This is a genomic window from Xanthomonas sp. LF07-6 (assembly GCF_034105445.1).
Taxonomy (GTDB): Bacteria; Pseudomonadota; Gammaproteobacteria; order Xanthomonadales; family Xanthomonadaceae; genus Xanthomonas_A; species Xanthomonas_A sontii.
The window spans coordinates 242818-265130 of the sequence record NZ_JAXGGI010000005.1; the positions used below are offsets into that span (position 1 = coordinate 242818).

Sequence of the window (22313 nt, forward strand, 5' to 3'; positions counted from 1 at the left end):
GGCCGAGAGCCTGCCGATGCGCCACCCGACCAGCGCCGCCTATGCCACCCCCTCGCGCATCCGCGAAGGGCGCCCCTTCCCCCGCGGCGCCGTGTTCGACGGCCAGGGCACCAACTTCGCGCTGTTCTCGGCGCATGCCACGCGCGTGGAACTGTGCCTGTTCGACGAGGCCGGCACCGAAACGCGCCTGGACCTGCCCGAATACACCAACGAAATCTGGCACGGCTACCTGCCCGACGTGAAGCCCGGCCAGCGCTACGGCTATCGCGTGCACGGCCCCTATGAACCCAGCGAAGGCCACCGCTTCAATCCCAACAAGCTGCTGCTGGACCCGTACGCGCGCGAACTCGAGGGCGACCTGATCTGGGCCGACGAACTGTACGGCTACACGGTCGGCCACCCGGACGGCGACCTCAGTTTCGACGAGCGCGACAGTGCGCCGTTCATGCCCAAGTGCGTCGTGGTCGAGGACACCTACGACTGGGAGGACGACCAGCGCCTGATGACGCCGTGGAGCGAGACCCTGGTCTACGAGACCCACGTGCGCGGCTACACCATGCGCCACCCGCAGGTGCCGGACGATGTGCGCGGCACCTGCGCCGGGCTGGCCCAGGAGCCGGTGCTGCGCTACATCAAGGAACTGGGCGTCAGCGCGGTGGAACTGCTGCCGGTCCACGCCTACCTCGACGATCAGCACCTGCTCGACAAGGACCTGCGCAACTACTGGGGCTACAACACGCTCGGCTTCTTCGCGATCAAGTCGCGCTACCTGGCCAGCGGCCACCGCGACGAGTTCCGCGACATGGTCAAGGCGCTGCACCGCCAGGGCCTGGAGGTGATCCTCGACGTGGTCTACAACCACACCGCCGAAGGCAGCGAGCTGGGCCCCACCCTCTCCTTCCGCGGCATCGACAATGCCAGCTACTACCGGCTGGCCGAGGACAAGCGCTACTACATCAACGACACCGGCACCGGCAACACGCTCAACCTGAGCAACTCGCGGGTGATCCAGTTCGTCAACGACTCGCTGCGCTACTGGGCCGGCGAGATGCACGTGGACGGCTTCCGTTTCGATCTGGCCACCATCCTCGGCCGCGAACCCACCGGCTTCGACCAGCGCGGCGGTTTCCTCGACGCCTGCAACCAGGATCCGCTGCTGTCGCAGGTCAAGCTGATCGCCGAGCCATGGGACTGCGGCCCGGGCGGCTACCAAGTCGGCCACTTCCCGCCCGGCTGGTCGGAATGGAACGACAAGTTCCGCGACAACGCCCGCGCGTTCTGGAAGGGCGACGAAGGCAAGCTGGCCGAATTCGCCACCCGCTTCACCGGCTCGGCCGACCTGTTTGATCGCCGCGGGCGCCGACCGTGGGCCTCGGTGAACTTCATCACCGCACACGACGGCTTCACCCTGCACGACCTGGTCAGCTACAACGAAAAGCACAACGCGGCCAACGGCGAGGACAACCGCGACGGCTCGGACCACGACAGCTCCTGCAACTACGGCGCCGAAGGCGAGACCGACGACGCCGGTATCTTGCAACTGCGCGAGCGGCAGATGAAGAATCTGCTGGCCACGCTGCTACTCGCGCAGGGCACGCCGATGCTGCTCGCCGGCGACGAACGCGCGCAAACCCAGGGCGGCAACAACAACACCTACTGCCAGGACAACGACATCACCTGGATCGACTGGGAGCGCGACCCCACCGAGGGCCGCCTTACCGCCTTCGTCAAGGCGCTGAGTGCGCTGCGCCAGCGCTACCCGATCCTGACCCGTGGCCGCTTCCTCAACGGCCAGTACAACGAAGAAGCGGGCGTGCGCGACCTGACCTGGCTCAACCCCGGCGGCACCGAGATGGACGAAGCGCACTGGAGCGACGTCGGCGCGCGCTCGGTCGGCCTGCTGCTGGAAGGCAAGGCGCAAACGTCCGGCGTCAGGGAGCTGGCCAACGACGACACCTTGCTGATCGTCATCAACGCCTACCACGAGGGCGTCAGCTTCGTGCTGCCGTCTTCGGAAGAGGAATTGCACTGGAAGCTGGTGCTGTCCACCGACGACGCGCTGCAGGTCGACAGCATGCCGGCCGGTGCCAGCGAGTTCCTGGCGCCGCCGCGCAGCATCAGCGTGTTCGAGTGTCAGACGGCGCGCGCATAGTCGCCACTCGCCACTTCGGATTGCACGCGGACTGACGCGTCCGCGCCTGCATTACGTCGCCAGCGCTTGCCGCTGGCGACGTAATGCAGGCATCTGCACGCTCCCTACGACGCGCCGCATTGCATTGGTCTACATGGCCTTTGGCACAGTGCTCGATGGCGCATGCTCGCTAGGCTAAATGCCCGCTTCCTTCCAGGCCAGGCATGCAGCACTCCGCGCAAGGCGACATCCACGCCACGTCCAACACCTCCTTCATGCGTCACCCGCTGCTGCGCATCGCGCTCAGCGCCGCGATCCTTGCGCTGGCGTTCTATGCGTGGCTCCCATTTCCGTGGCGCATGCCCGTGGTCGGCCTGCTCGGTCTCTCCTTGGTATGGATCGAAACGCGCTCATCCCTCGCGTGCGGCGTGGCGCGCCCTCGCCTGGTGTCCGTGATCGGCTGGACCGCGTTGCTCGTGTTGTTGACCGTCGGCTTCATCACACCGGTGCTGCAACCGCTGATCGACACCATCACCGGACACAAGACCGACTACAGCGCCTACGGCGCGCTCAAGGGCAACGTCCAGGCGACGACCCATCTGATCGGCGCGGCGTGGCTGAGCGCGGCGCTCGGCGAAGAACTGGTGTTCCGCGCCTTCCTCATGCACCAGCTCGATGCGCTGCTGGGCCGTCTGCGCGGCGGCCGCTGGATCGCCGCACTGACCGGTGGTGTGGTGTTCGGCCTGATGCACGCCGCGCAAGGCGCCTCCGGCATCCTGCTGACCGGCGTGGTCGGCACGATGTTCGGATATGCCTATCTGCGCTCCAGACGCAACCTGTGGGCGATGATCCTCGCGCATGGTCTGATCGACACCTGGGGCGTGACTACCCTGTATCTGGGCTGGTACTGAGCGCGCAGCGCAGTCGAGGGTCGCCACTCGGCGCACCTATGCGGACCACACCGTCGCCGCCAGCAGACAGACGAAGGACGTGTCGCGGTGCTCATGTTCCCGCTGTAAAAGCACCAAGCGCGCTCAGCCCGAACGGGACGCGCGATCGCCGCTACAGGCTTCGGCATACAACCCGTCCGCTACCTAAATGATCGAGCGCACGCCCGCTCAATTTTCACTTGCACGCCACCGGCCTGCGCGCAGTTTGGCCATGCCCACTTGAGGGCATCCCTACTGCGGAGTCAACGATGGACAAGAATCGCACCGAAGGCGCCAAGAACCAGATCAAGGGCACCATCAAGGAAGTCGCCGGCAAGGTCACCGGCAACAAGCTGAAGGAAGTCGAAGGCAAGATGCAGAAGAACGCCGGCAAGGTACAGAGTGAAGTGGGCAAGGCGCGCGACCACGCGCGCGGCTGAGTTCCAAGTTCTCGTGCTCCCCTGCCGCCAATGGCAGGGGAGTTGTTGCGAGCGACCTGCACCTCGCCGACTCGCTGTCGATTCGCCTGATGCGCAGCTCCACGGGGTGCACACAGGCCTCCGCAATGACCAACGGGTGGACTGGAGTAGCGAGACGCATTACAGCGTTCAATAAGCTGCCACGGCACCGTCCTCGACAGCAAGGCGATGGAACACGGCACATCCAGGAGCGGTTTGCCGACAGCGCTGCCAGGCGCATCCCAAACGACCCGATGCGCTGCGCACTGTGGACTCGGATCGACCCGCAAACAGTCAACTACACGCCCGATCAGATCGACGCCGAACTGTTGCGAAGGCACCACCCTGACGTCGCTTGGTGCATGCCAGTCCGGAAGCGATGGCGCCGCTCGATGCATCCCACCATACTGACACTCACGTTACGCCTGCATCGCAACAAACTCGCCGATGCGCAATACAACGTGTGATCTGACAACCCCGGATGTGTACAGGCTCCCGACCACGCACACGCCCCTGATGTTTCCGCCCCCACTCAAAGCATCGATGCACACGATTACCTCCCCCAGAAGAGCAGCGTTCTTGCTTCTCCTGCTGCTTCCTGCCACCCAGGCGGATATGACTGCTGCGGCAGCAGCTCGCGCAGCACCTGTCGAAATGACCGAAAGCGACTTCGCCGTATCCATCAACAACCACTCTTTCGCCCTGGGTGAACGCTGGAGCGAACAAACTAGGACGCAGGCAGGCACCCAGATCAGCGAGAGTTTTGTAGGAGACGTGCCCGCCGGGGAGACAAGCTACAAGTACTACCAGCATCGCTATGCCGGGTTTGACATCTATACGGCGAACCTCTCCTGGCAAAAAGAGCAACGCGACATTGACAGCTACATCATTGCGCAGATCACCATCAACGTACCCGCGATCAGAACGGCTAGAGGTATCGCGATCGGCGACACGCAGAATGTGCTGATCAACACCTATGGCCAAGGCACGACGGATGACAGCGATGGCCAGCACTGGCGCTCCTATGAGACCAAAAACAAGCGCCTCTCGTTTCAGCTTGAACATGGAAGAATCATCCACATCATGATGACCCTCGACACGGACAGCTGAAGAAAGCGCCCTGCACAGCGCCGCCAACGCCATTTCCGGCGTTAGGCGGCCGCTCCCCGTGCCCGCCCGCAACAGAAACACGGCAAAACGTGTTTCTTGCCGAAGACCACTGGTCCAGCTTGTCTTTCTTGTTGGCAGATCAAGACTCGGCGGCGCGCCGCTGCGGCGCCGAGACTGTCAGGGCCGCCTTTCTACGCCTTGCGAGCACGATGCAGAAAGTATCCCGCTCCAAGCAAAGCAATCAGTCCGATCATGGCACCAAACCGGCCATTCTTGCGCCGTGCCTGGAGCGCCTGCTCAGGCGTGACGACCACGTCATCGCCCAAGCGCATTCCCCAGATGGATCGCTTGCTGTCCGCATCGTCGAAGGTGACGTGAACCGGCGATCCCACCTTGAGACGACCCCACACCGCATCGATGCCAGGCAGCACACTGGAGTACTCGAATGCATCGCCTCCGGTCGCAAGGGTGAAGTTGACGCTTTGAAGCCGTCCCTTTCGCTGCGTTGCGTCGACCTTTTCGACCGTCCCATCGGCTTCAGCCAAATGTGTCGGCACTGCCGCAGGCCTGCTGAAAAAAGTGACAGCGCTGGCGATCGTGACGCCAAGGCAAAGCAACGCGATGATGATGAAGCGGATCTTGTGTGACTGCATCTCGATACCAGAGCAAGAAGGAAACGTCGCGATCCAGCGACGACGCACATTTTTTCGTGACAGCGCATGGGAATCAATCGATGGATCGCCCATCCCCTGCAACTCAATGACACCGTAGGCGTCCTGCCTCCTGGCTCAAGCACTTCGATCCCAATGAGGCGTCGCGTCAACCTTTGCTGAGCGAAGCCTGCAACCGCGACACGCGACGGGCGGAAGATGAGTAGCCCCACTGCGTCGCTGGAAAGCGACATGAAGCAGCACTGCAGCACACACTTGCCACTGTCATCGCGCGTGTCCAGATGAACTCGGAAAGCAAACGCAGTAGCGCGACCTGACTTGCGACATCGTCAACAAGGGCACACCGCGGAGAGACGGCCGATCAATACCGGCAGGATGGCTGCCGCGCTGCCTGAAACAGGATTTGGCTCTACGCGATTGATGACATTGCGTGGCAGCGATGGCCCTCGCCTTCATCCTCCACGGCCCACGGCGGCTGCCCACGGGAAGCTTGAACGCAGCAACAGGCTCCAAGCTTCGTCATGCAACACGTCACGGGCGCTACGCTCGTCACCGGCTCCTTGAGCACAGACATGCGCGATACCGTCTGCTCGAACTCCTGCAAGGCGCGTCAGCGCTCACGTGCCACCATGCTGACGCGCGGAGGCAAGCATGACATCGCTGGAGCAGCACGACGCCGTTGCACATCACGTCGGTGCTGCACTGAAGACTTTGCGCCCGAACTGTTTCTACAGGTCAGCAGGAACGCGCAGACGAACGTAGTAGCGGCCGGTCTCGCCGCGCGTGAGGTAGTGCGCTACTCGCATGGAAGTGTCCAAGCGAGCGTCCAAGGTGGCGAAAAAGAAAAACGCCCACAAATCCTTGATTTGCGGGCGTTTCCTTGACACTGGCGGAGTGAGAGGGATTCGAACCCTCGATAGAGCTTTTGACCCTATACTCCCTTAGCAGGGGAGCCCCTTCAGCCACTCGGGCATCACTCCGGATTTCTGCGCTGCGGATATTCCGCGACCGGGCGCGAAGAATACCGGGTTGTGGGGTCTCAGGTAAACCCTTTCGACGCATCAATCGGCAGATTGATCGCCGTGACCGCCGCCGTGGGAGTTCGGCTCGTCGCCGCGCTGGATGCGCTGGTAGATCTCTTCGCGATGCACCGCAACGTCCTTCGGCGCGGTGATGCCGATACGCACTTGATTGCCCTTGACCCCAAGCACCGTCACGGTGACCGAATCGCCGATCATCAAGGTTTCGCCTACCCGGCGAGTCAGGATCAACATTTTTAGAATTCTCCAGGGAACCGGTGGGCCTCACCGGCACGGCGCCCGCGCTGCGGCACGCCCCATAATGAAAGTGAAAAGAGGGGTGATGTTACGGGAAGCCGCGCCCTGCCAGCAAGGCGCGGCGTTCGGATGTTCAGGGGAGATGTTGCTTGACCCAGGCGGGGACGCCGGCGAGTGCAGGGGCAAGGGCGGGCCCGTCCTCGCCACCACCCTGGGCGAGGTCCGGGCGGCCGCCGCCCTTGCCCGAGATCTGACCGGCGATATGGCTCAACAGTTCCCCGGCCTTGACCCGTCCCATTGGGCTGCCGTTCACGCCGGCGACCAGGGCGACCTTGCCCTCGCTGGCGCCGGCCAGGACGATCACGCTATCGCCCAGCTGCTGCTTCAGACGGTCCATCGCCTCACGCAGGGCCTTGGCATCGAAGCCTTCCAGTCGCACGGCGAGGACCTTTACACCGGCCACGTCGACCGCTGATCCGGCCAGGTCGGCGGTGGCGCCTGACGCCAGCTTGGCCTTCAGCGCCTCCAGTTCGCGTTCCAGGCGCTTGTAGCGGTCGCCGAGCTGACGGATCTTGTCGACCACGTCGTGGCTGTTGCCGCCGACCAGGTCGGCCGCCTCGCGCAGCCGGGCCTCCTCGGCCGCCACGTAGTCCAGCGCGCCCTGCCCGGTCACCGCCTCGATGCGGCGCACGCCGGCGGAGACGCCGCCTTCGCTGGTGATCTTGAACAGGCCGATGTCGCCGGTCCGGCCGACGTGCGTGCCACCGCACAGTTCGGTGGAGTAGTCGCCCATTTTGAGCACGCGCACGCGCTCGCCGTACTTCTCGCCGAACAGCGCCATTGCGCCGAAGTCCAGCGCTTCCTGCATGCCCATCTGGTGCACTTCGGCGGCGTTGTTGGCGCGGACTTGCTGGTTGACCTTGCGCTCGATCAGTGCCAGTTCCTCGGCCACGATCGGCTGGAAGTGCGAGAAGTCGAAGCGCAGCCGATCCGGCGCCACCAGCGAGCCCTTCTGCTGGACGTGGGTGCCCAGTACCTCGCGCAGGGCCGCATGCAGCAGGTGCGTCGCCGAGTGATTGAGGATGGTGGCGCCGCGGCGCTCGGCATCGACCTCACCGGCGAGCACGTCGCCGAGCTTCAGGCTGCCTTCTTCCAGGGTGCCGACGTGGCCATGGAACTGGCCGGCGAACTTCTGCGTGTCGGTGACCGTCACCCGGATGCCGGCGGCAGTCAGTGTGCCGAGATCGCCGACCTGGCCGCCGGATTCGGCATAGAACGGGGTCTTGTCGGTCAGTACGATCACCGCGTCGCCGGCCTGGGCGGACTGCACCGGGCGACCGTCCTTGAGCAGGGCGACCACGCGCAGGCCGTCGGCCTGCAGGCTGTCGTACCCCAGGAACACGGTCGGGGCCAGCGTCGCCACCAGGTCCGCCGGCAACTGCACGCCGCCGCCGAACTTGCCGGCTTCGCGCGCGCGTCGGCGCTGCTCGTCCATCGCCGTCTCGAAGCCCTGCTCGTCCACGCGCAGATCGCGCTCGCGGGCGATGTCCTGGGTCAGGTCCAACGGGAAGCCGTAGGTGTCGTACAGGCGGAAGGCGTCCTCGCCGGCGATGATCCCGCCCTGCGCCTTGGCGGCGACGTCCTCGAAGATCTTCATGCCGGCATCGAGGGTTTCGGCGAAACGCTCTTCCTCGGCCTGCAGGGCGCGCAGCACGGTGTCCTGGGCGGCGGCCAGCTCCGGATAGGCCTCGCCCATCAGCTCCACCAGGGTCGGCACCAGCTTGCTGAAGAACGGCTGGCGCACGCCGAGCATCCAGCCATGGCGCAGGGCGCGGCGAATGATCCTGCGCAGCACGTAGCCGCGGCCCTCGTTGGACGGCAGCACGCCGTCGACGATCAAGAACGCGCAGGCACGGATGTGGTCGGCGATCACGCGCAGCGACTTGTTCTCCAGGTCGGCGGTGCCGGTCAGCTCGGAGGCCTTTCGGATCAGCGTCTGGAACAGGTCGATCTCGTAGTTGGTGTGCACGTGCTGCAGGATCGCGGCCAGGCGCTCCAGGCCCATGCCGGTGTCCACGCAGGGGGCCGGCAGCGGCACCAGGGTGCCGTCGGGCTGGCGGTCGAACTGCATGAACACCAGGTTCCAGATCTCGATGAAGCGGTCGCCATCCTCGTCGGGCGACCCCGGCGGACCGCCGGCGATGTGCGCGCCGTGGTCGTAGAAGATCTCGGTGCACGGGCCGCAGGGGCCGGTGTCGGCCATCTGCCAGAAGTTGTCCGACGCGTAGGGCGCGCCCTTGTTGTCGCCGATGCGCACGATGCGCTCGGTGGGCACGCCGATCATGTCGCGCCACAGGCCGTAAGCCTCGTCGTCGGTATGGTAGACGGTGACCAGCAGGCGCTCGGCCGGCAGCTTCCAGACCTGGGTCAGCAGCTCCCAGGCCCAGGCGATGGCGTCCTTCTTGAAGTAGTCGCCGAACGACCAGTTGCCGAGCATCTCGAAGAAGGTGTGATGGCGCGCGGTGTAGCCGACCGAATCCAGGTCGTTGTGCTTGCCGCCGGCGCGCAGGCAGCGCTGCACGTCCGCCGCGCGCACATAGCTGCGCTTCTCGGCGCCGAGGAACACGTCCTTGAACTGCACCATGCCGGAATTGGTGAACAGCAGCGTCGGATCGTTGCCGGGCACCAGCGGTGCGGACGGCACGATGGTATGGCCCTTGCCCTTGAAGAAGTCGAGGAAGTCGCTGCGGATCTGGGAGGTGGAGAATTTGGCGGGTGCGTTCATGGGCTGGCTATAGACGAGCGGACGGGCGTCCTGGCGCTCCCTCGTAGATGAGGGCGCCACGGAAACCGGACAAGACAACTCGCCAAGGGTAGCAGGCCCGGCCCGCTCAGTCCTCCGCAGCGTCGCGCACCGCGGCGCGGATGCTGTCCCCATCGAAACCGCGCCGCGCCAGCAGATCGGCGGCCTTGCGCTGCTGCGGCAGGTCCATCGCCCCGGCAGTACCGAAGCGGCGCCGGACCAGATCGCGCGCGTTTTCGGTCCAGTCGCCCTCGAAGGCCCCCATCGCGGTGGCGATGGCCTCACTGTCCAGGCCGTGGGTCCCAAGCTCGGCACGGATATGCAGCGGGCCATACCCTGCCCCGGCGCGGCTGCGCACCAGCAGTTCGGCAAAGCGCCCGTCGTCCTGCCAGCCCTCGCCGCTCAGGCGTTCCACTGCCTCCGCGGCGGCGTCGGCTTCCACGCCACGCGCACGCAGCTTGCGGGTCAGCTCCTTGCGCGAATGCTCGCGCCGCACCAGCAGACCCAGCGCCTTCTGCAGCGGCGTCTGTTCCGGTTGCCGGCGACGCCGACGTGGTGCTTCTTGTGCCTGTTCGTCGCTCATGGGCGATGCCACCCCATTCAAAATGCGCCGTCCCTGGCGCGCGCCCTCCTGGCTTGCTCAAGACTGCCGAGGGAGACGAGCGGCACTGACTCCACCGCTCCCCCGGCAGAAAACCATTACGCGTCGTCGTCTTCCGCCTCGGCCTCGCTCGGGGCGATTTCCGTGGGCTGGAACTTCTCGCGCAGCTCGCTTTCCAGCTTGGCCGCGACCTGCGGGTTGTCGCGCAGGTAACCGCGGGCGTTGTCCTTGCCCTGGCCGATGCGCTCGCTGCCGTAGCTGTACCAGGCACCGGCCTTCTCGACCAACTTGGCTTCCACGCCCATGTCGATCAGTTCGCCCTCGCGGCTGATGCCCTCGCCGTAGAGGATTTCGGTGACGACCTGCTTGAACGGCGGCGCCAGCTTGTTCTTGACGACCTTGATCTTGGTCTGGTTGCCGATGATCTCGTCGCCCTTCTTGATCGCGCCGATGCGGCGGATGTCCAGGCGCACCGAGGCGTAGAACTTCAGCGCGTTGCCGCCGGTGGTGGTTTCCGGGCTCTGGCCCGGCATCATCACGCCGATCTTCATGCGCAACTGGTTGATGAACACCACCAGGGTGTTGGAGCGCTTGATGTTGCCGGTGAGCTTGCGCAGCGCCTGGCTCATCAGACGCGCCTGCAGGCCCGGCAACTGGTCGCCCATCTCGCCTTCGATTTCGGCCTTGGGGGTCAGCGCGGCGACCGAGTCGACCACCACGATGTCCACCGAGCCCGAGCGCACCAGCATGTCGGCGATTTCCAGCGCCTGCTCGCCGGTGTCCGGCTGCGACAGCAGCAGCTCGTCGACGTTGACGCCCAGCTTGGCGGCGTAGATCGGGTCCAGCGCGTGCTCGGCGTCGATGAACGCGGCGGTGCCGCCGTTCTTCTGGCACTGCGCGATGGCCTGCAGGGTCAGGGTGGTCTTGCCCGAGGATTCCGGACCGTAGATCTCGACCACGCGGCCCTTCGGCAGGCCGCCGATGCCCAGCGCGATGTCCAGCATCAGCGAGCCGGTCGGGATCACTTCCACCGCTTCGATGACGCGATCGCCCATCCGCATCACCGAGCCCTTGCCGAACTGCTTCTCGATCTGGCTCAGGGCGGCGGCGAGCGCGCGCTTCTTGTTCTCGTCCATTGTGGTGTCCTTGGAAGGTGAGGAGGATTTGCGGAGTGAGGTCAATGTAAGGGCCTGGTATCGCACGGACTGAGACAGTGCGTGGCGAGATGAAAATAATTCGTCCGGACCGGGCGACGGCAGCGGCGAATGGCGATATCCGGGGTCGGAAAAGTCCGGCCGGCGCTGTAGTGCATGCCCTGCTCCACGCGCGGCATCAGCGGTTGGGGCGCAGCAGGCCGCAGTACAGGCCTTCGATGGCGAACTCCTGGTCCGGCAGCACCTCGATCGGCGCATAGTCCGGGTTGCGCGGGAGCAGGCGGATGCGGTCCTTGCCGATCTTCAGCAGCTTGACCGTGATCTCCTCGTCGATGCGCGCCACCACGATCTGCCCGGAGCGGGCGTCGCGGGTGCGGTGCACGCCGATCAGGTCGCCGTCGAAGATGCCTTCGTCGCGCATGGAATCGCCCTGCACCTTCAGCAGGTAGTCCGGTGCCGGCGAGAAGAACACCCGGTCCAGCACCACGAAGTCGTCGGAGCCGATGTCCGCGCCGATCGGCAGGCCGGCGGCGACACGTCCGAGTACTGGCAGGCGCAGCACGTCGGCGCTGTCCACCTGCGGCGCGGGGGCCGGAGCGGCCGCCCCACCCAGCAGGCGGATGCCGCGCGCCTGCCCGGGCACCCGGCGGATCGCGCCGGCCTGTTCGAGCGCTTCCAGGTGGTACTGGGCCGCGCGCACGCCTTTGAAGCCGAAGGCACGGGCAATCTCGGTCTGCGACGGCGGCACGCCGTCGTGTTCGATGCGCTCGGCGATCAGGTCGAGGATCGCCTGCTGGGTTTCGGTCAGGTCCATGGTTAGTAGTAATACTACTAAATTAGCTGGCGAGCAACTGGCGCGTGGGTCTGGAGTGCCGGCGCGCTTCGCTGCCGCCAGTGATGGATGCTCCGCGCGACCGCCCCCAATGCCGTCGTCGGCAGGCGCGAGGCTTCTGATCCTGGAGGTCTTTTGGGATCCCGCATAGCGTCAGTGCGATGTGTACCGGGGGATTCGAGTGCATCGCATCGGGGCTGAAGCCCCTCCCACAAGGGATCGCTTGCGCGCCGACACTCCTGTGAAGCGGGGCGCTGCCTGCGGACCAGCCGCCTCGCAGCTTCCGGCAGATCGTGCTCGAGAGCATGCGCCGCGCTCAGCGCCCGCTGCGCCAGATCGAGAACAGGATCCACACCCCCGACAGTGCCGCGCCGACGAAGCCGCAGACGCCGATCGCCAGCAGCCAGCGGCTGGAAATGCCGCCGACGCTGTTCATCACGATCGACGAGCCGATGATCAGCGCGGCGGTGACGATGCCCATGGTCAGGCGGTTGGCGGCGCGGTTGACCTGGTCGCCGAAGCCTTTCAGCGAGCCGGTCTCCACGTTCAACTGCAGGCGCCCGCGCCGCGCCGCCTGCAGCAGCCGGCGCGTGTCGCGCGGCAGGTCGCCGAGCAGTTCCAGCGCGCCCAGCACGGTGCGGCGGCCGCGCCTGGCCATCGCCCGCGGCGCGAACCGCTGCAGCATCACCCGCTCCAGGTACGGGGCGGCGGCGCCGGCCATGTCGAAGTCCGGATCGAGCTGGCGCCCGACCCCTTCCAGGGTCAGGAAGGTCTTGATCATCAGCGCCAGGTCGGCCGGCAGCGCCAGCGCGTGCTGGCGCAGCAGCGCGGTGACGTCGCCGAGCATCGCACCGACCCGCAGGTCCTTCAGTGGCACGCCGCGGTACTGGTCGACGAAGGCGGCGATTTCCAGGTGCAGGCGCGCCTCGTCGACCTCGACTTCGCCGTCGGTCCACTCCAGCAGGATGTCGGCGACCGCCTCGGCGTCCTGGGTGACCAGCCCGTGCAGCAGTTGCACCACCTGGTAGCGGCGCTGTTCGGAAATGCGCCCGACCATGCCGAAGTCGATCACCGCGATGCGCTCGCCGGGCAGGTAGAAGATGTTGCCCGGATGCGGATCGGCGTGGAAACAGCCGTCCTCCAACACCATCTTCAGCACGATGTCGGCCCCGATGCGCGCCAGTTGGCGACGGTCCAGGCCGGCGGCGTCGACCGCGGCCAGGTCGCGGCCGCCGATGCCGTCGACGAAGTCCTGCACGTTGAGCGTTTCGCAGGTCCACTGCCAGTGCACCCGCGGGATCACGATCTCGTCGTGTCCCTGGAAGTTGGCCGCGATGCGCTCGGCATTGCGGCATTCGCCGGCGAAATCCAGCTCGCGGCGCAGCGACAGGGTGAACTGGTGCACCACCGCGGCCGGGTGATAGCGCTTGAGGTCCGGCGCGCGCGCTTCGACGATCTCCGCCAGCCGCGCCAGCAATCGCAGGTCGGCCTCGATCACCTCGCGGATGCCGGGGCGGCGCACCTTGATCACCACGGCGGTGCCGTCGTGCAGCCGGGCGCGATGGGTCTGCGCCAGCGAGGCGGCGGCCAGCGGGGTTTCCTCGACCTCGGCGAAGATCGCCGTCGGCGCCTCGCCGAGCGCCTCGATCAGCTGCGGCAGGATCTGCGGGTAGTCCAGCGCCGGCGCGGCGTTCTGCAGTTCGCCCAGTTCGTCGATCCACTCCGGCGGCAGCAGGTCCACGCGCGTGGCCAGCACCTGGCCCAGCTTGACGAAGGTCGGGCCGAGATCCTGCAGGGCGCGCCGCACCCGCTGCGGGGCCGACATGCGCAGCATCTCCTCGGCGTTGTGCCAGTGCAGCAGGCGCCCGGCGCGCTCCAGCACGTCGGCCATGCCGATGCGCCGGACCACGTCGCCGAACCCGTAGCGGATCAGCACCGAGGCGATTTCCTGCAGGCGTCCCAGGTCGCGGACGGTGCTCAACGCCTCCCACATCGCGCTCATCCTCGGGGAAGGCGCGCGGCCACGATCACAGCAACGCGTCCAGGCCGCGCAGGGCCGCCGCCACGGTCTGCCGGCGCACCGCGTCGCGGTCGCCCGGGAACTGGAACAATTGCGCGCTGGCATAGCCGCCGCGGCGCTTCCAGCCCAACCAGACGCTGCCGACCGGCTTGTCCGCCGAGCCGCCGCCCGGCCCGGCGATGCCGGTCACCGCGACCGCGACGCTGGCGCCGGAATTGACCAGCGCCCCGGACACCATCTCGATCACCGTCTCCCGGCTGACCGCGCCATGATGCTCCAGCGTCTGCGGACGCACGCCCAGCAAGGCCTGCTTGGCCTCGTAGCTGTAGGCGACGATGCCGCAGTCGAACCAGGCCGAAGACCCGGCGACGTCGGTCATCACCTTGGCGATCCAGCCGCCGCTGCAGCTTTCGGCGGTGACCAGGCGCTCGCGCGCGGTGCGCAAGCGATCGCTGAGCGCGGTGGCCTGTTGCAGCAGATCCGAATCGGTGGGAAGCGTCATGGCACAGCTCGGGAAACCAGTGCGCTTTGTAGCCCAATTCGCCGTGGCTGTCGCGCCTGCGCGTGCCGGCGGATGGCCGGCCGTCAGCCAACGCCGCGCATGGGCCGCGACCACGCCGGCCCGCCCATCGGCGTCGAGCGTGCCGACGCCAGCGTCGACGCGGCACTCAGCGCTGCTGCCACTCCTCCTGCTCGCGCGGCGGCAGCAGCGCGCGGATCGGCGCGCCGTCGGCCGCGGCGGCCAGGCGCTCGGCCTCGGTGATCGGGATGTCCACCTGCAGCAGCCAGCCGTCCTCGTCGGCCTGCTCGCTGCGGATCACCTGCAACTGGTGCAATTGCGAGCGCAGGCGCCCGGCGCTCGGCGGCAGGCGCAGGCTGCCCTGCACGTGGCGCAGGCCCAGGCGCTGGCCGAGCACGTGCTGCAGCAGGTCCAGGCCGCGCCCGTCGCGCGCGGAGATCCACACCCGCTCGCGCCGCGCCGTGTCCGGCACGCCGTCCTGCGCATCGTGACGCACCTCGGCGCCCTCGATGCGGTCGATCTTGTTGAACACCAGCAACTGCGGCAGTTCGCCGGCGCCGACCGCGTGCAGCACCTCGTCGACCTGGGCGATGCGCTCCTCGCGCAGCGGATCGGCGGCGTCGACCACGTGCAGCAGCAGATCTGCCTCGCGCGCCTCGGACAGGGTCGAGCGGAACGCCGCCACCAGTTCGTGCGGCAGATTGCGCACGAAGCCGACGGTATCGGCCAGCATCGCGTTGCCGCCGGGCAGCACGATGCGCCGCACGGTCGGGTCCAGGGTCGCGAACAACTGGTCGGCGGCGTAGGCTTCGGCGCCGGTCAGCGCGTTGAACAGGGTCGACTTGCCGGCGTTGGTGTAGCCCACCACCGCGATCCGCGGCAGCTCGCTGCGCACCCGCGCACGGCGCATCTGGGTGTGCTGCACCTCGACCTTCTCCAGCCGCTTCTGCAACTGCTCCACACGCTTCTGCAGCAGGCGGCGATCGGTTTCCAGCTGGGTTTCGCCGGGGCCGCGCAGGCCGATCGAACCGCCGCGCTGGCGCTCCAGGTGGGTCCAGCCGCGCACCAGCCGGGTGGCCATGTGCCGCAACTGGGCCAGTTCGACCTGCAGCTTGCCTTCGTGGCTGCGCGCGCGCTGGGCGAAGATGTCCAGGATCAGCCCGGTGCGGTCGATCACGCGCCGCTCCAGGTATTTCTCCAGGTTGCGCTCCTGGCCGGGGCTGAGCGCGTGGTTGACCAGAACCAGGTCGGCACCGCTGGCGTCGGCGGCGGCCTTGACCTCTTCCAGCTTGCCGCTGCCGATCAGCGTCGCCGGACTCGGCTTGTCGATGCGCGCAGTCACGGTAGCGGCGATGCTGGCACCGGCCGAGCGCGCCAGGTCGGCGAACTCCTCCAGCACATCGTCTTCCAACGGACCGCCCGCGTAGGGCTGGATCAGCAGTGCATGTTCGCCGCGGCGGGACCGATCAAACACCCGCGGCTCCGCACTTCGTTACGGTACTACTCGACTTCATCATCACCCGCACTGCCACCTTCGTTCTGCTGCACATAGCCGCCGCCCGGTCCCACGCGCACGTTGCGCGCCGGCACCACGGTGGAAATGGCGTGTTTGTAGACCATCTGGCTGACGGTATTGCGCAGCAGGACCACGAACTGATCGAACGACTCGATCGTGCCCTGCAGCTTGATGCCGTTGACCAGATACACCGAGACAGGGACCCGTTCGCGACGCAACGCGTTGAGGAAAGGATCCTGCAAGGATTGCCCCTTGGACATGCTTCACTCCCAAATTATTGTTTTTATTGTCCGGGACGGCACTGCAGCTCCCCTGCCGTGGTCCGGAACGTCGATGTTACACAACCGCGGGCGCCAGCACAGCGCGGCGGCGCCCGATCAGCCGAGGAAGGCGTCCAGGGCCGCCTGCAGGCGCCCGGCGTCGCGCGCGGGGTCGAACCAGCGCGCATCCTGCTCGCCGCGCAGCCAGGTGAGCTGGCGCTTGGCCAGCTGCCGGGTGGCGGCGATGGCGCGGACACGGAAGTCCGCCGCATCGCCGACGCCGTCCAGGTACTCCCAGGCCTGACGGTAGCCGACCGCACGCACCGCCGGCAGCGCCAGCGGCTGCGCCACCGCCTGCATCCCGGGCAGCGCGCGCAAGGCGCGCACTTCGTCGAGGAAGCCCTGCCCCAGCATCGCGTCGAAGCGGGCCTCGATGCGCCCGTGCAGCACACTGCGCTCGGCCGGCGCCAGCACCAGCTTCAGCACCCGCAGCGGCAGCCGCGGCGGACCCGGGTCCGCCTGCCAGGCACTGATCGGCCGGCCGCTGAGCCGGTACACCTCCAGCGCACGCTGGATGCGCTGCGCGTCGCCGGGACGGATGCGCTGCGCGGCCGACGGATCGATCCGCTGCAGTTCCGCGTGCAATGCCGCCCAACCCTCGGCATGCGCCTGCGCGGTCAGCGCCGCGCGCAGTTGCGGGTCGGCCGCCGGCATCGGCGCCAACCCTTCCAGCAGCGCCTGGAAGTACAGGCCGGTGCCGCCGGCCAGGATCGGCAGGCGGCCGCGGGCCACGATCGCCTCCAGCGCGGCGCGCGCGTCGGCGGCGAATTCGGCCGCCGAATACGTCTGCCAGGGATCGCGCAGGTCCAGCAGATGGTGCGGCACCCGCGCGCGCTCGGCGGCATCTGGCTTGGCCGCGCCGATGTCCAGGCCACGGTAGACCAGCGCCGAATCGACACTGACGATCTCGCCGCCGCAACGTTCGGCCAGGGCGATCGCCGCGGCGGTCTTGCCCGAGGCGGTCGGGCCCATCAGCGCGATCGCGCGCGGGCGCCGGTCGGCCGCCATCAGTCCTCGTCCGGCCAGCGGATCGTCGCCGCGGCCGACGCTGTGGCGGCGCGCGGCAACGGCACGGCCTGCAGCGCCTGCCAGACCTTTAGCGCGTCGACGGTGGCAGCGACGTCGTGCACGCGCAGCAGCGCGGCACCGCGCTGTGCAGCCAGCAGATGCGCGGCGACCGAGCCGGCCACCCGCTGCTCCGGCGCCTCGCGCCCGGTCAGCTCGCCGATGCTGCGCTTGCGCGACAAGCCGGCCAGCACCGGCACGCCCAGCTCGACCAACCGCGCCAACTGGGCCAGCAACTGCAGGTTGTCGGCGGTGCTCTTGCCGAAGCCGAAGCCCGGGTCGACCAGGATGCGTCGCTTGTCGATGCCGGCCATCTCCGCGGCGAAGATGCGCTCGGCCAGGAACCGGTGCACCTCGCCGACCACGTCGTCGTAGCCGGGCGCGCTGCCGGCGGCATAGGCATCGGCGGGCATGTGCATCAGCACCACCGGCACCCCCAGTTCCGCGGCAGCGTCCAGTGCGCCGGGCTGGCGCAGGGCCTGCACGTCGTTGATCATGCCGGCGCCCGCCGCGACCGCGGCGCGCATCACCTCCGGCTTGAAGGTGTCCACGCTCAGCGGCAGCGCGGTCTGCGCGGCCAGCCGCTCGATCACCGGAATCACCCGCCGCAGTTCTTCTTCCACCGGCACCGGCGTCGCGCCCGGACGGGTCGACTCGCCGCCGATGTCCAGCACGTCGGCGCCCTCCCCGGCCAGGCGCAGGCCGTGCGCCACCGCCGCGTCCACGCTGGCGTGGGCGCCCCCGTCGGAGAACGAATCCGGGGTGACATTGACGATGCCCATCACCCGCGGGCGATCGAGCAGCAGCCGGTGGGCGCCGCACTGCAGGCTGGGCGAGGTGTCGAACATCGGTGAGTCTCCTGGTAGTGGCCGTGGCGGGCGGCGGAATGGCGCTGCGCAGCGCCATGCGGCATCCGCGACACACGCATGGCGGCAGCGGCGTGCGCGACGTTTCCGCGGCACACCGCATCGACGCAGCAACCTGCGGCCAGCGCAGTGCCATTGTCGCCCACGCGCACCCAGGCGGCGAGTCGGCATGAGCCGATGCGACCGGCCCCGCACCGCCGCCAATAAAAAAGCCAGGGATCGCTCCCTGGCTTTTCGGCGCTTGAAGGGCGCTCCTGCGCTTACACCTGCTCGGCAGGCCCGGCGATCGGCGGCAGCGGACGCGAATTGCCCTTGTCGTTGTTGCCGCCGTCCTTGCCGGACTTGTTCCAGCCCATCGGCGGCGGCGGATCGCGGCCTTCCATGATCGCCTCGATCTGCGGCGCGTCGATGGTCTCGTACTGCAGCAGCAGCTGCGACATGGTGTGCAGCTTGTCCAGATTCTCGGTGAGGATCTGCGTGGTCTTCGCATACGCCTTGTCGAGGATCGACCGCACCACTTCGTCGATGCGACGCGCGGTGTCGTCGGAGACGCTCTTGTGCTGGGTCACCGAACGGCCCAGGAACACTTCGTCGTCCTCCTCGCCGTAGGCGATCGGCCCCAGCTCGTCGGACAGGCCCCACTTGGTGACCATGTTGCGCGCCATCTTGGTCGCGCGCTCGATGTCGTTGGACGCGCCAGTGGTGACCTTGTCGGTACCGAAGATCAGTTCCTCCGCCACGCGGCCGCCGTACAGCGAGCACAACTGCGACTCGATCGCCACACGGTTCATCGAGTACTTGTCGCCTTCCGGCAGATACATGGTCACGCCCAGCGCGCGGCCGCGCGGGATGATCGTGACCTTGTAGACCGGGTCGTGCTCGGGCACCAGGCGGCCGACGATGGCGTGGCCGGCTTCGTGGTAGGCGGTGAGCGTCTTCTCGTCCTCGCTCATGGCCATCGAACGACGCTCGGCACCCATCAGGATCTTGTCGCGGGCACGGTCGAAGTGGTCCATGCGCACTTCCTTGACCGACTCCCGCGCGGCGAACAGGGCCGCCTCGTTGCACAGATTGGCTAGGTCGGCGCCGGAGAAGCCCGGCGTGCCGCGCGCGATCACCATCGGCTCGATGTCGTCGGCCAGCGGCAGCTTGCGCATGTGCACCTTGAGGATCTGCTCGCGGCCGCGCACGTCCGGCAGGCCCACCACGACCTGGCGGTCGAAGCGGCCCGGGCGCAGCAGCGCCGGATCCAGCACGTCCGGACGGTTGGTCGCGGCGATCACGATCACGCCCTCGCCGCCCTCGAAGCCGTCCATCTCCACCAACAACTGATTGAGGGTCTGCTCGCGCTCGTCGTGACCGCCGCCCAGGCCGGCGCCGCGATGGCGGCCGACCGCATCGATTTCGTCGATGAAGATGATGCACGGCGCATGCTTCTTGGCCTGCTCAAACATGTCGCGCACGCGGCTGGCGCCGACGCCGACGAACATTTCCACGAAGTCCGAACCGGAGATGCTGAAGAACGGCACCTTGGCCTCGCCGGCGATGGCCTTGGCCAGCAGGGTCTTGCCGGTGCCCGGCGGGCCGACCATCAGCACGCCGCGGGGGATCTTGCCGCCGAGCTTGGTGAACTTGGTCGGATCGCGCAGGAAGTCGACCAGTTCGCCGACCTCTTCCTTGGCCTCGTCGCAGCCGGCGACGTCGGCGAAGGTGATCTTGATCTGGTCCTCGCCCTGCAGCTTGGCGCGCGACTTGCCGAAGGACATCGCGCCCTTGGCGCCACCGCCGCCGCCCTGCATCTGGCGCATGATGAACAGCCAGAAGCCGATGATCAGGATGACCGGCAGGAAGTTCAGCACCAGCGACCAGAAGCCCGGACCGTTGTCGGGCTTCTGCCGGGTGATGTCCACGTTCTTGCTGTACAGCACGTCGATCAGCTTGCCGTCGCTCGGGCCGTACACCGAGCCCTCGCTGCCGTCGGCGCGCTTGAAGCGGATCGCGTTGACCGACAGGTTGGTGGCGTCGGTGAAATCGACCGACTTCACCCGCCCGGCGTCCACGTCCTTCAGGAACTGGGAGTAGGTCACGGTGTCAGTGCCCGCGCCGCCGGCGAGCCGCGGCGAGAAGCTCTGGAACACCACCATCAGCACGACGGCAACGACTACCCACAACAGCAGATTCTTGGTCAAGTCGTTCATCCTCATTGGCTCCGGTGTCCCTTCAACTCTGTCTCGATGCGTGGCATTGCGGATTCAGCCTTGCGTTCAGCTTACTTGATCTGGGCGCGCTTGCCCTGTCCGAGGGCGTAGACCTCCGGCGAGCGCTTGCGCGACGCGGCCGGCTTGCGGATGGTCACCTTCTCATAGCGGCGGCGCATGTCGCGGATGTAGTCGTCGAACCCCACGCCCTGGAACAGCTTGATCAGGAACGCGCCGTTCGGCTTCAGGTGGCTGTCGGCGAACGCCATCGCCAATTCCGCCAGATGCATCATCCGCGGCTGGTCGACCGCATCCATTCCGCTCTTATTGGGGGCCATATCCGACAGCACAAGGTCCACCGGGGTATCGCCCAGCATGGCCTCGAATTGCGATAGCACCGCGTCCTCCCTGAAGTCACCGTGAAGGAACTCCACGCCGGCCAGCGGCGGCATCTCCAGAATGTCCAGGGCCAGCACGCGACCGCGGTCGCCCATCGACTTGCGCACCTGCTGCGACCAGCCGCCCGGCGCGGCGCCGAGATCGACCACCACCATGTCCGGCTTGAGCAGCCTGTCGCGCTGCAGCAGTTCCTCGAGCTTATAGGCCGCGCGCGAGCGCATGCCTTCGGCCTGGGCCTTCTTCACGAAGGGGTCGGCGAAATGTTCGCGGAGCCAGCGTTGGCTGCTTTTGCTGCGGGTGGCCATGGACGCACGGTCGGGAGGGGCGGCCATGATACCCTGATCGCCCTTGCCAACCCTGCTCCCACCTGCATGTCGATCAGCCTGACCTCGGCCCAGAACCGCTTCCTGCGCGGCCTGGCCCACGACCTCAAACCCCTGCTGCAGATCGGCAGCAAGGGCGTCACCCCGGCCTTCCTGGCCGAACTGGACGAGGTGCTGGAGCGCCACGAACTGGTCAAGGTGAAGGTTGGCGGCGACGACCGCGAGGCCCGCGACGCCGCCATCGGCAGCCTGGTGGAGCAGTCGCACAGCGTGCTGGTGCAGCGCATCGGCCATACCGCGATCCTGTATCGCCCGGCCAAGGAAGACCGGCAGATCGTGCTGCCGCGCGCCTGAGCGCGCTCCGGTGACCTCATGCAACTGACCCAGGACCTGCCCGACTACGCCTATGCCCTGCGCATGGCCGACGGCCGCCAGGCCAAGGTGAACGACCGGCTGTTGACCCGCAGCTTTGTCCTCGCGCCGGACACCCTGGTCGAGGACTGGCAGGCCCCGCCGGCCGGCGACCTGCAGCCGCAACATCTGCAGCCGCTGCTGGAGCTCAACCCGGCTCTGGTGATCCTCGGCACCGGCGAACGCCAGGTGTTTCCCGCCGCGGCGGTGATGGCGCTGTTCCTGACCCGCGGCATCGGCATCGAGGTGATGAACAATGCCGCTGCGGCGCGCACCTACAACGTGCTGGCCGCCGAAGGCCGGCGCGTGGCGGTGGGGTTTCTGCTCGAAGGCTGAGCCAGGCGTCGCGGGCCGGGCACTGCGACCTCCTGATCGTTGACCTCAGCGGCCTCAGCCACGGCCTGGCCGCGCCGCGGACAACATGCGATCGAGGCAGAGAGGACGCCTGTCGTTCCTGTCGTCTCTTGTAGATCGCTGCGCGGCGTTTGCCGCGCGATTCGAACACAGCGCGTCGGGGCTGAAGCCCCTCCCACACAAGAATGCGTGCACGGTGACACCCCGTGTGAGCCATCGGCGCGGCCCACTGGGCTGCGCCGTTGGCGAACGCCCGGCGCGCTGCGCCGGGCCGGGGATCCGCCCGCGCAACGACGCAACCGGTTACTTCGGCGGCAGATACAGCAGTGGGTCGACCGGCTTGCCGTTGTAGCGG

At 67.3% G+C, this 22313-nt stretch carries 20 protein-coding genes and 1 tRNA gene; 6 read left to right on the plus strand and 15 right to left on the minus strand.

Features of this window, described 5'->3' with window-relative positions:
* Positions 1–16: 16 nt before the first annotated feature.
* From glgX to SLW56_RS11225, 4 genes are all read left to right on the plus strand, one after another.
* Positions 17–2152 carry a glycogen debranching protein GlgX gene (gene glgX, locus SLW56_RS11210; protein WP_320694841.1) on the plus strand — a complete coding sequence of 712 codons (2136 nt, stop codon included), beginning with the start codon at positions 17–19 and terminating at the stop codon, positions 2150–2152.
* A gap of 338 nt (positions 2153–2490) precedes the next feature.
* Positions 2491–3042, plus strand: coding sequence for a CPBP family intramembrane glutamic endopeptidase (locus SLW56_RS11215; protein ID WP_320694850.1), 552 nt, complete (start codon positions 2491–2493; stop codon positions 3040–3042).
* A gap of 287 nt (positions 3043–3329) precedes the next feature.
* Positions 3330–3500 (plus strand): CsbD family protein, encoded by a 171-nt coding sequence (locus tag SLW56_RS11220; protein ID WP_017914264.1) that lies wholly within the window; start codon positions 3330–3332, stop codon positions 3498–3500.
* Positions 3501–4061: 561 nt separating this feature from the next.
* Positions 4062–4628, plus strand: coding sequence for a hypothetical protein (locus SLW56_RS11225; protein ID WP_320694842.1), 567 nt, complete (start codon positions 4062–4064; stop codon positions 4626–4628).
* Between the two features lie 191 nt (positions 4629–4819).
* On the opposite strand, the gene SLW56_RS11230 is transcribed toward SLW56_RS11225, so the two are convergent.
* From SLW56_RS11230 to rlmE, 15 genes are all read right to left on the minus strand, one after another.
* Positions 4820–5374 carry a DUF3592 domain-containing protein gene (locus SLW56_RS11230; RefSeq protein ID WP_320694843.1) on the minus strand — a complete coding sequence of 185 codons (555 nt, stop codon included), beginning with the start codon at positions 5372–5374 and terminating at the stop codon, positions 4820–4822.
* Positions 5375–6186: 812 nt separating this feature from the next.
* A tRNA-Ser gene (locus tag SLW56_RS11235) sits at positions 6187–6279 on the minus strand.
* Positions 6280–6360: 81 nt separating this feature from the next.
* Positions 6361–6573 carry a carbon storage regulator CsrA gene (csrA, locus tag SLW56_RS11240; RefSeq protein ID WP_010341308.1) on the minus strand — a complete coding sequence of 71 codons (213 nt, stop codon included), beginning with the start codon at positions 6571–6573 and terminating at the stop codon, positions 6361–6363.
* Positions 6574–6709: 136 nt separating this feature from the next.
* Positions 6710–9361: an alanine--tRNA ligase gene (gene alaS, locus SLW56_RS11245; RefSeq protein ID WP_267102833.1), complete on the minus strand. Its 2652-nt coding sequence runs from the start codon at positions 9359–9361 to the stop codon at positions 6710–6712.
* A 106-nt stretch (positions 9362–9467) separates the two neighbouring features.
* Entirely contained in the window at positions 9468–9962 is a 495-nt protein-coding gene (recX, locus tag SLW56_RS11250) for a recombination regulator RecX (RefSeq protein ID WP_017914259.1), read from the minus strand.
* A 116-nt stretch (positions 9963–10078) separates the two neighbouring features.
* The gene (recA, locus tag SLW56_RS11255) at positions 10079–11116 is read right to left on the minus strand and encodes a recombinase RecA (RefSeq protein WP_017910627.1); all 1038 of its coding nucleotides are present in this window, start codon (positions 11114–11116) and stop codon (positions 10079–10081) included.
* A 196-nt stretch (positions 11117–11312) separates the two neighbouring features.
* Complete coding sequence (gene lexA / locus SLW56_RS11260) at positions 11313–11948, minus strand: transcriptional repressor LexA (protein ID WP_017910626.1); 636 nt, start codon at positions 11946–11948, stop codon at positions 11313–11315.
* 334 nt (positions 11949–12282) lie between these two features.
* The gene (ubiB, locus tag SLW56_RS11265) at positions 12283–13959 is read right to left on the minus strand and encodes a 2-polyprenylphenol 6-hydroxylase (RefSeq protein ID WP_267084398.1); all 1677 of its coding nucleotides are present in this window, start codon (positions 13957–13959) and stop codon (positions 12283–12285) included.
* A 34-nt stretch (positions 13960–13993) separates the two neighbouring features.
* Positions 13994–14488: a CinA family protein gene (locus SLW56_RS11270; protein WP_017914255.1), complete on the minus strand. Its 495-nt coding sequence runs from the start codon at positions 14486–14488 to the stop codon at positions 13994–13996.
* A 166-nt stretch (positions 14489–14654) separates the two neighbouring features.
* A complete protein-coding gene (hflX, locus tag SLW56_RS11275) occupies positions 14655–15980 on the minus strand; it encodes a ribosome rescue GTPase HflX (protein ID WP_320694844.1) in 1326 nt (441 codons plus the stop codon).
* 26 nt (positions 15981–16006) lie between these two features.
* Positions 16007–16282 carry an RNA chaperone Hfq gene (hfq, locus tag SLW56_RS11280; RefSeq protein WP_010341316.1) on the minus strand — a complete coding sequence of 92 codons (276 nt, stop codon included), beginning with the start codon at positions 16280–16282 and terminating at the stop codon, positions 16007–16009.
* A 117-nt stretch (positions 16283–16399) separates the two neighbouring features.
* Positions 16400–17350: a tRNA (adenosine(37)-N6)-dimethylallyltransferase MiaA gene (miaA, locus tag SLW56_RS11285; protein WP_267099420.1), complete on the minus strand. Its 951-nt coding sequence runs from the start codon at positions 17348–17350 to the stop codon at positions 16400–16402.
* Positions 17350–18255: a dihydropteroate synthase gene (folP, locus tag SLW56_RS11290; protein ID WP_152236380.1), complete on the minus strand. Its 906-nt coding sequence runs from the start codon at positions 18253–18255 to the stop codon at positions 17350–17352. Before folP ends, miaA begins: the two co-directional genes overlap by 1 nt.
* 278 nt (positions 18256–18533) lie before the next feature.
* Positions 18534–20471: an ATP-dependent zinc metalloprotease FtsH gene (gene ftsH, locus SLW56_RS11295; RefSeq protein WP_320694845.1), complete on the minus strand. Its 1938-nt coding sequence runs from the start codon at positions 20469–20471 to the stop codon at positions 18534–18536.
* Positions 20472–20542: 71 nt separating this feature from the next.
* Positions 20543–21175: a 23S rRNA (uridine(2552)-2'-O)-methyltransferase RlmE gene (gene rlmE / locus SLW56_RS11300; protein WP_017910618.1), complete on the minus strand. Its 633-nt coding sequence runs from the start codon at positions 21173–21175 to the stop codon at positions 20543–20545.
* A 66-nt stretch (positions 21176–21241) separates the two neighbouring features.
* Here rlmE and yhbY point away from each other — a divergent pair, with 66 nt between their 5' ends.
* Together yhbY and SLW56_RS11310 are read left to right on the plus strand one after the other, a co-directional pair.
* The gene (gene yhbY, locus SLW56_RS11305; RefSeq protein ID WP_010341321.1) at positions 21242–21547 is read left to right on the plus strand and encodes a ribosome assembly RNA-binding protein YhbY; all 306 of its coding nucleotides are present in this window, start codon (positions 21242–21244) and stop codon (positions 21545–21547) included.
* An 18-nt stretch (positions 21548–21565) separates the two neighbouring features.
* Positions 21566–21940, plus strand: a complete 375-nt coding sequence (locus tag SLW56_RS11310) for an Mth938-like domain-containing protein (protein ID WP_017910617.1) — start codon at positions 21566–21568, stop codon at positions 21938–21940.
* The last annotated feature ends 373 nt before the right edge of the window (positions 21941–22313 follow it).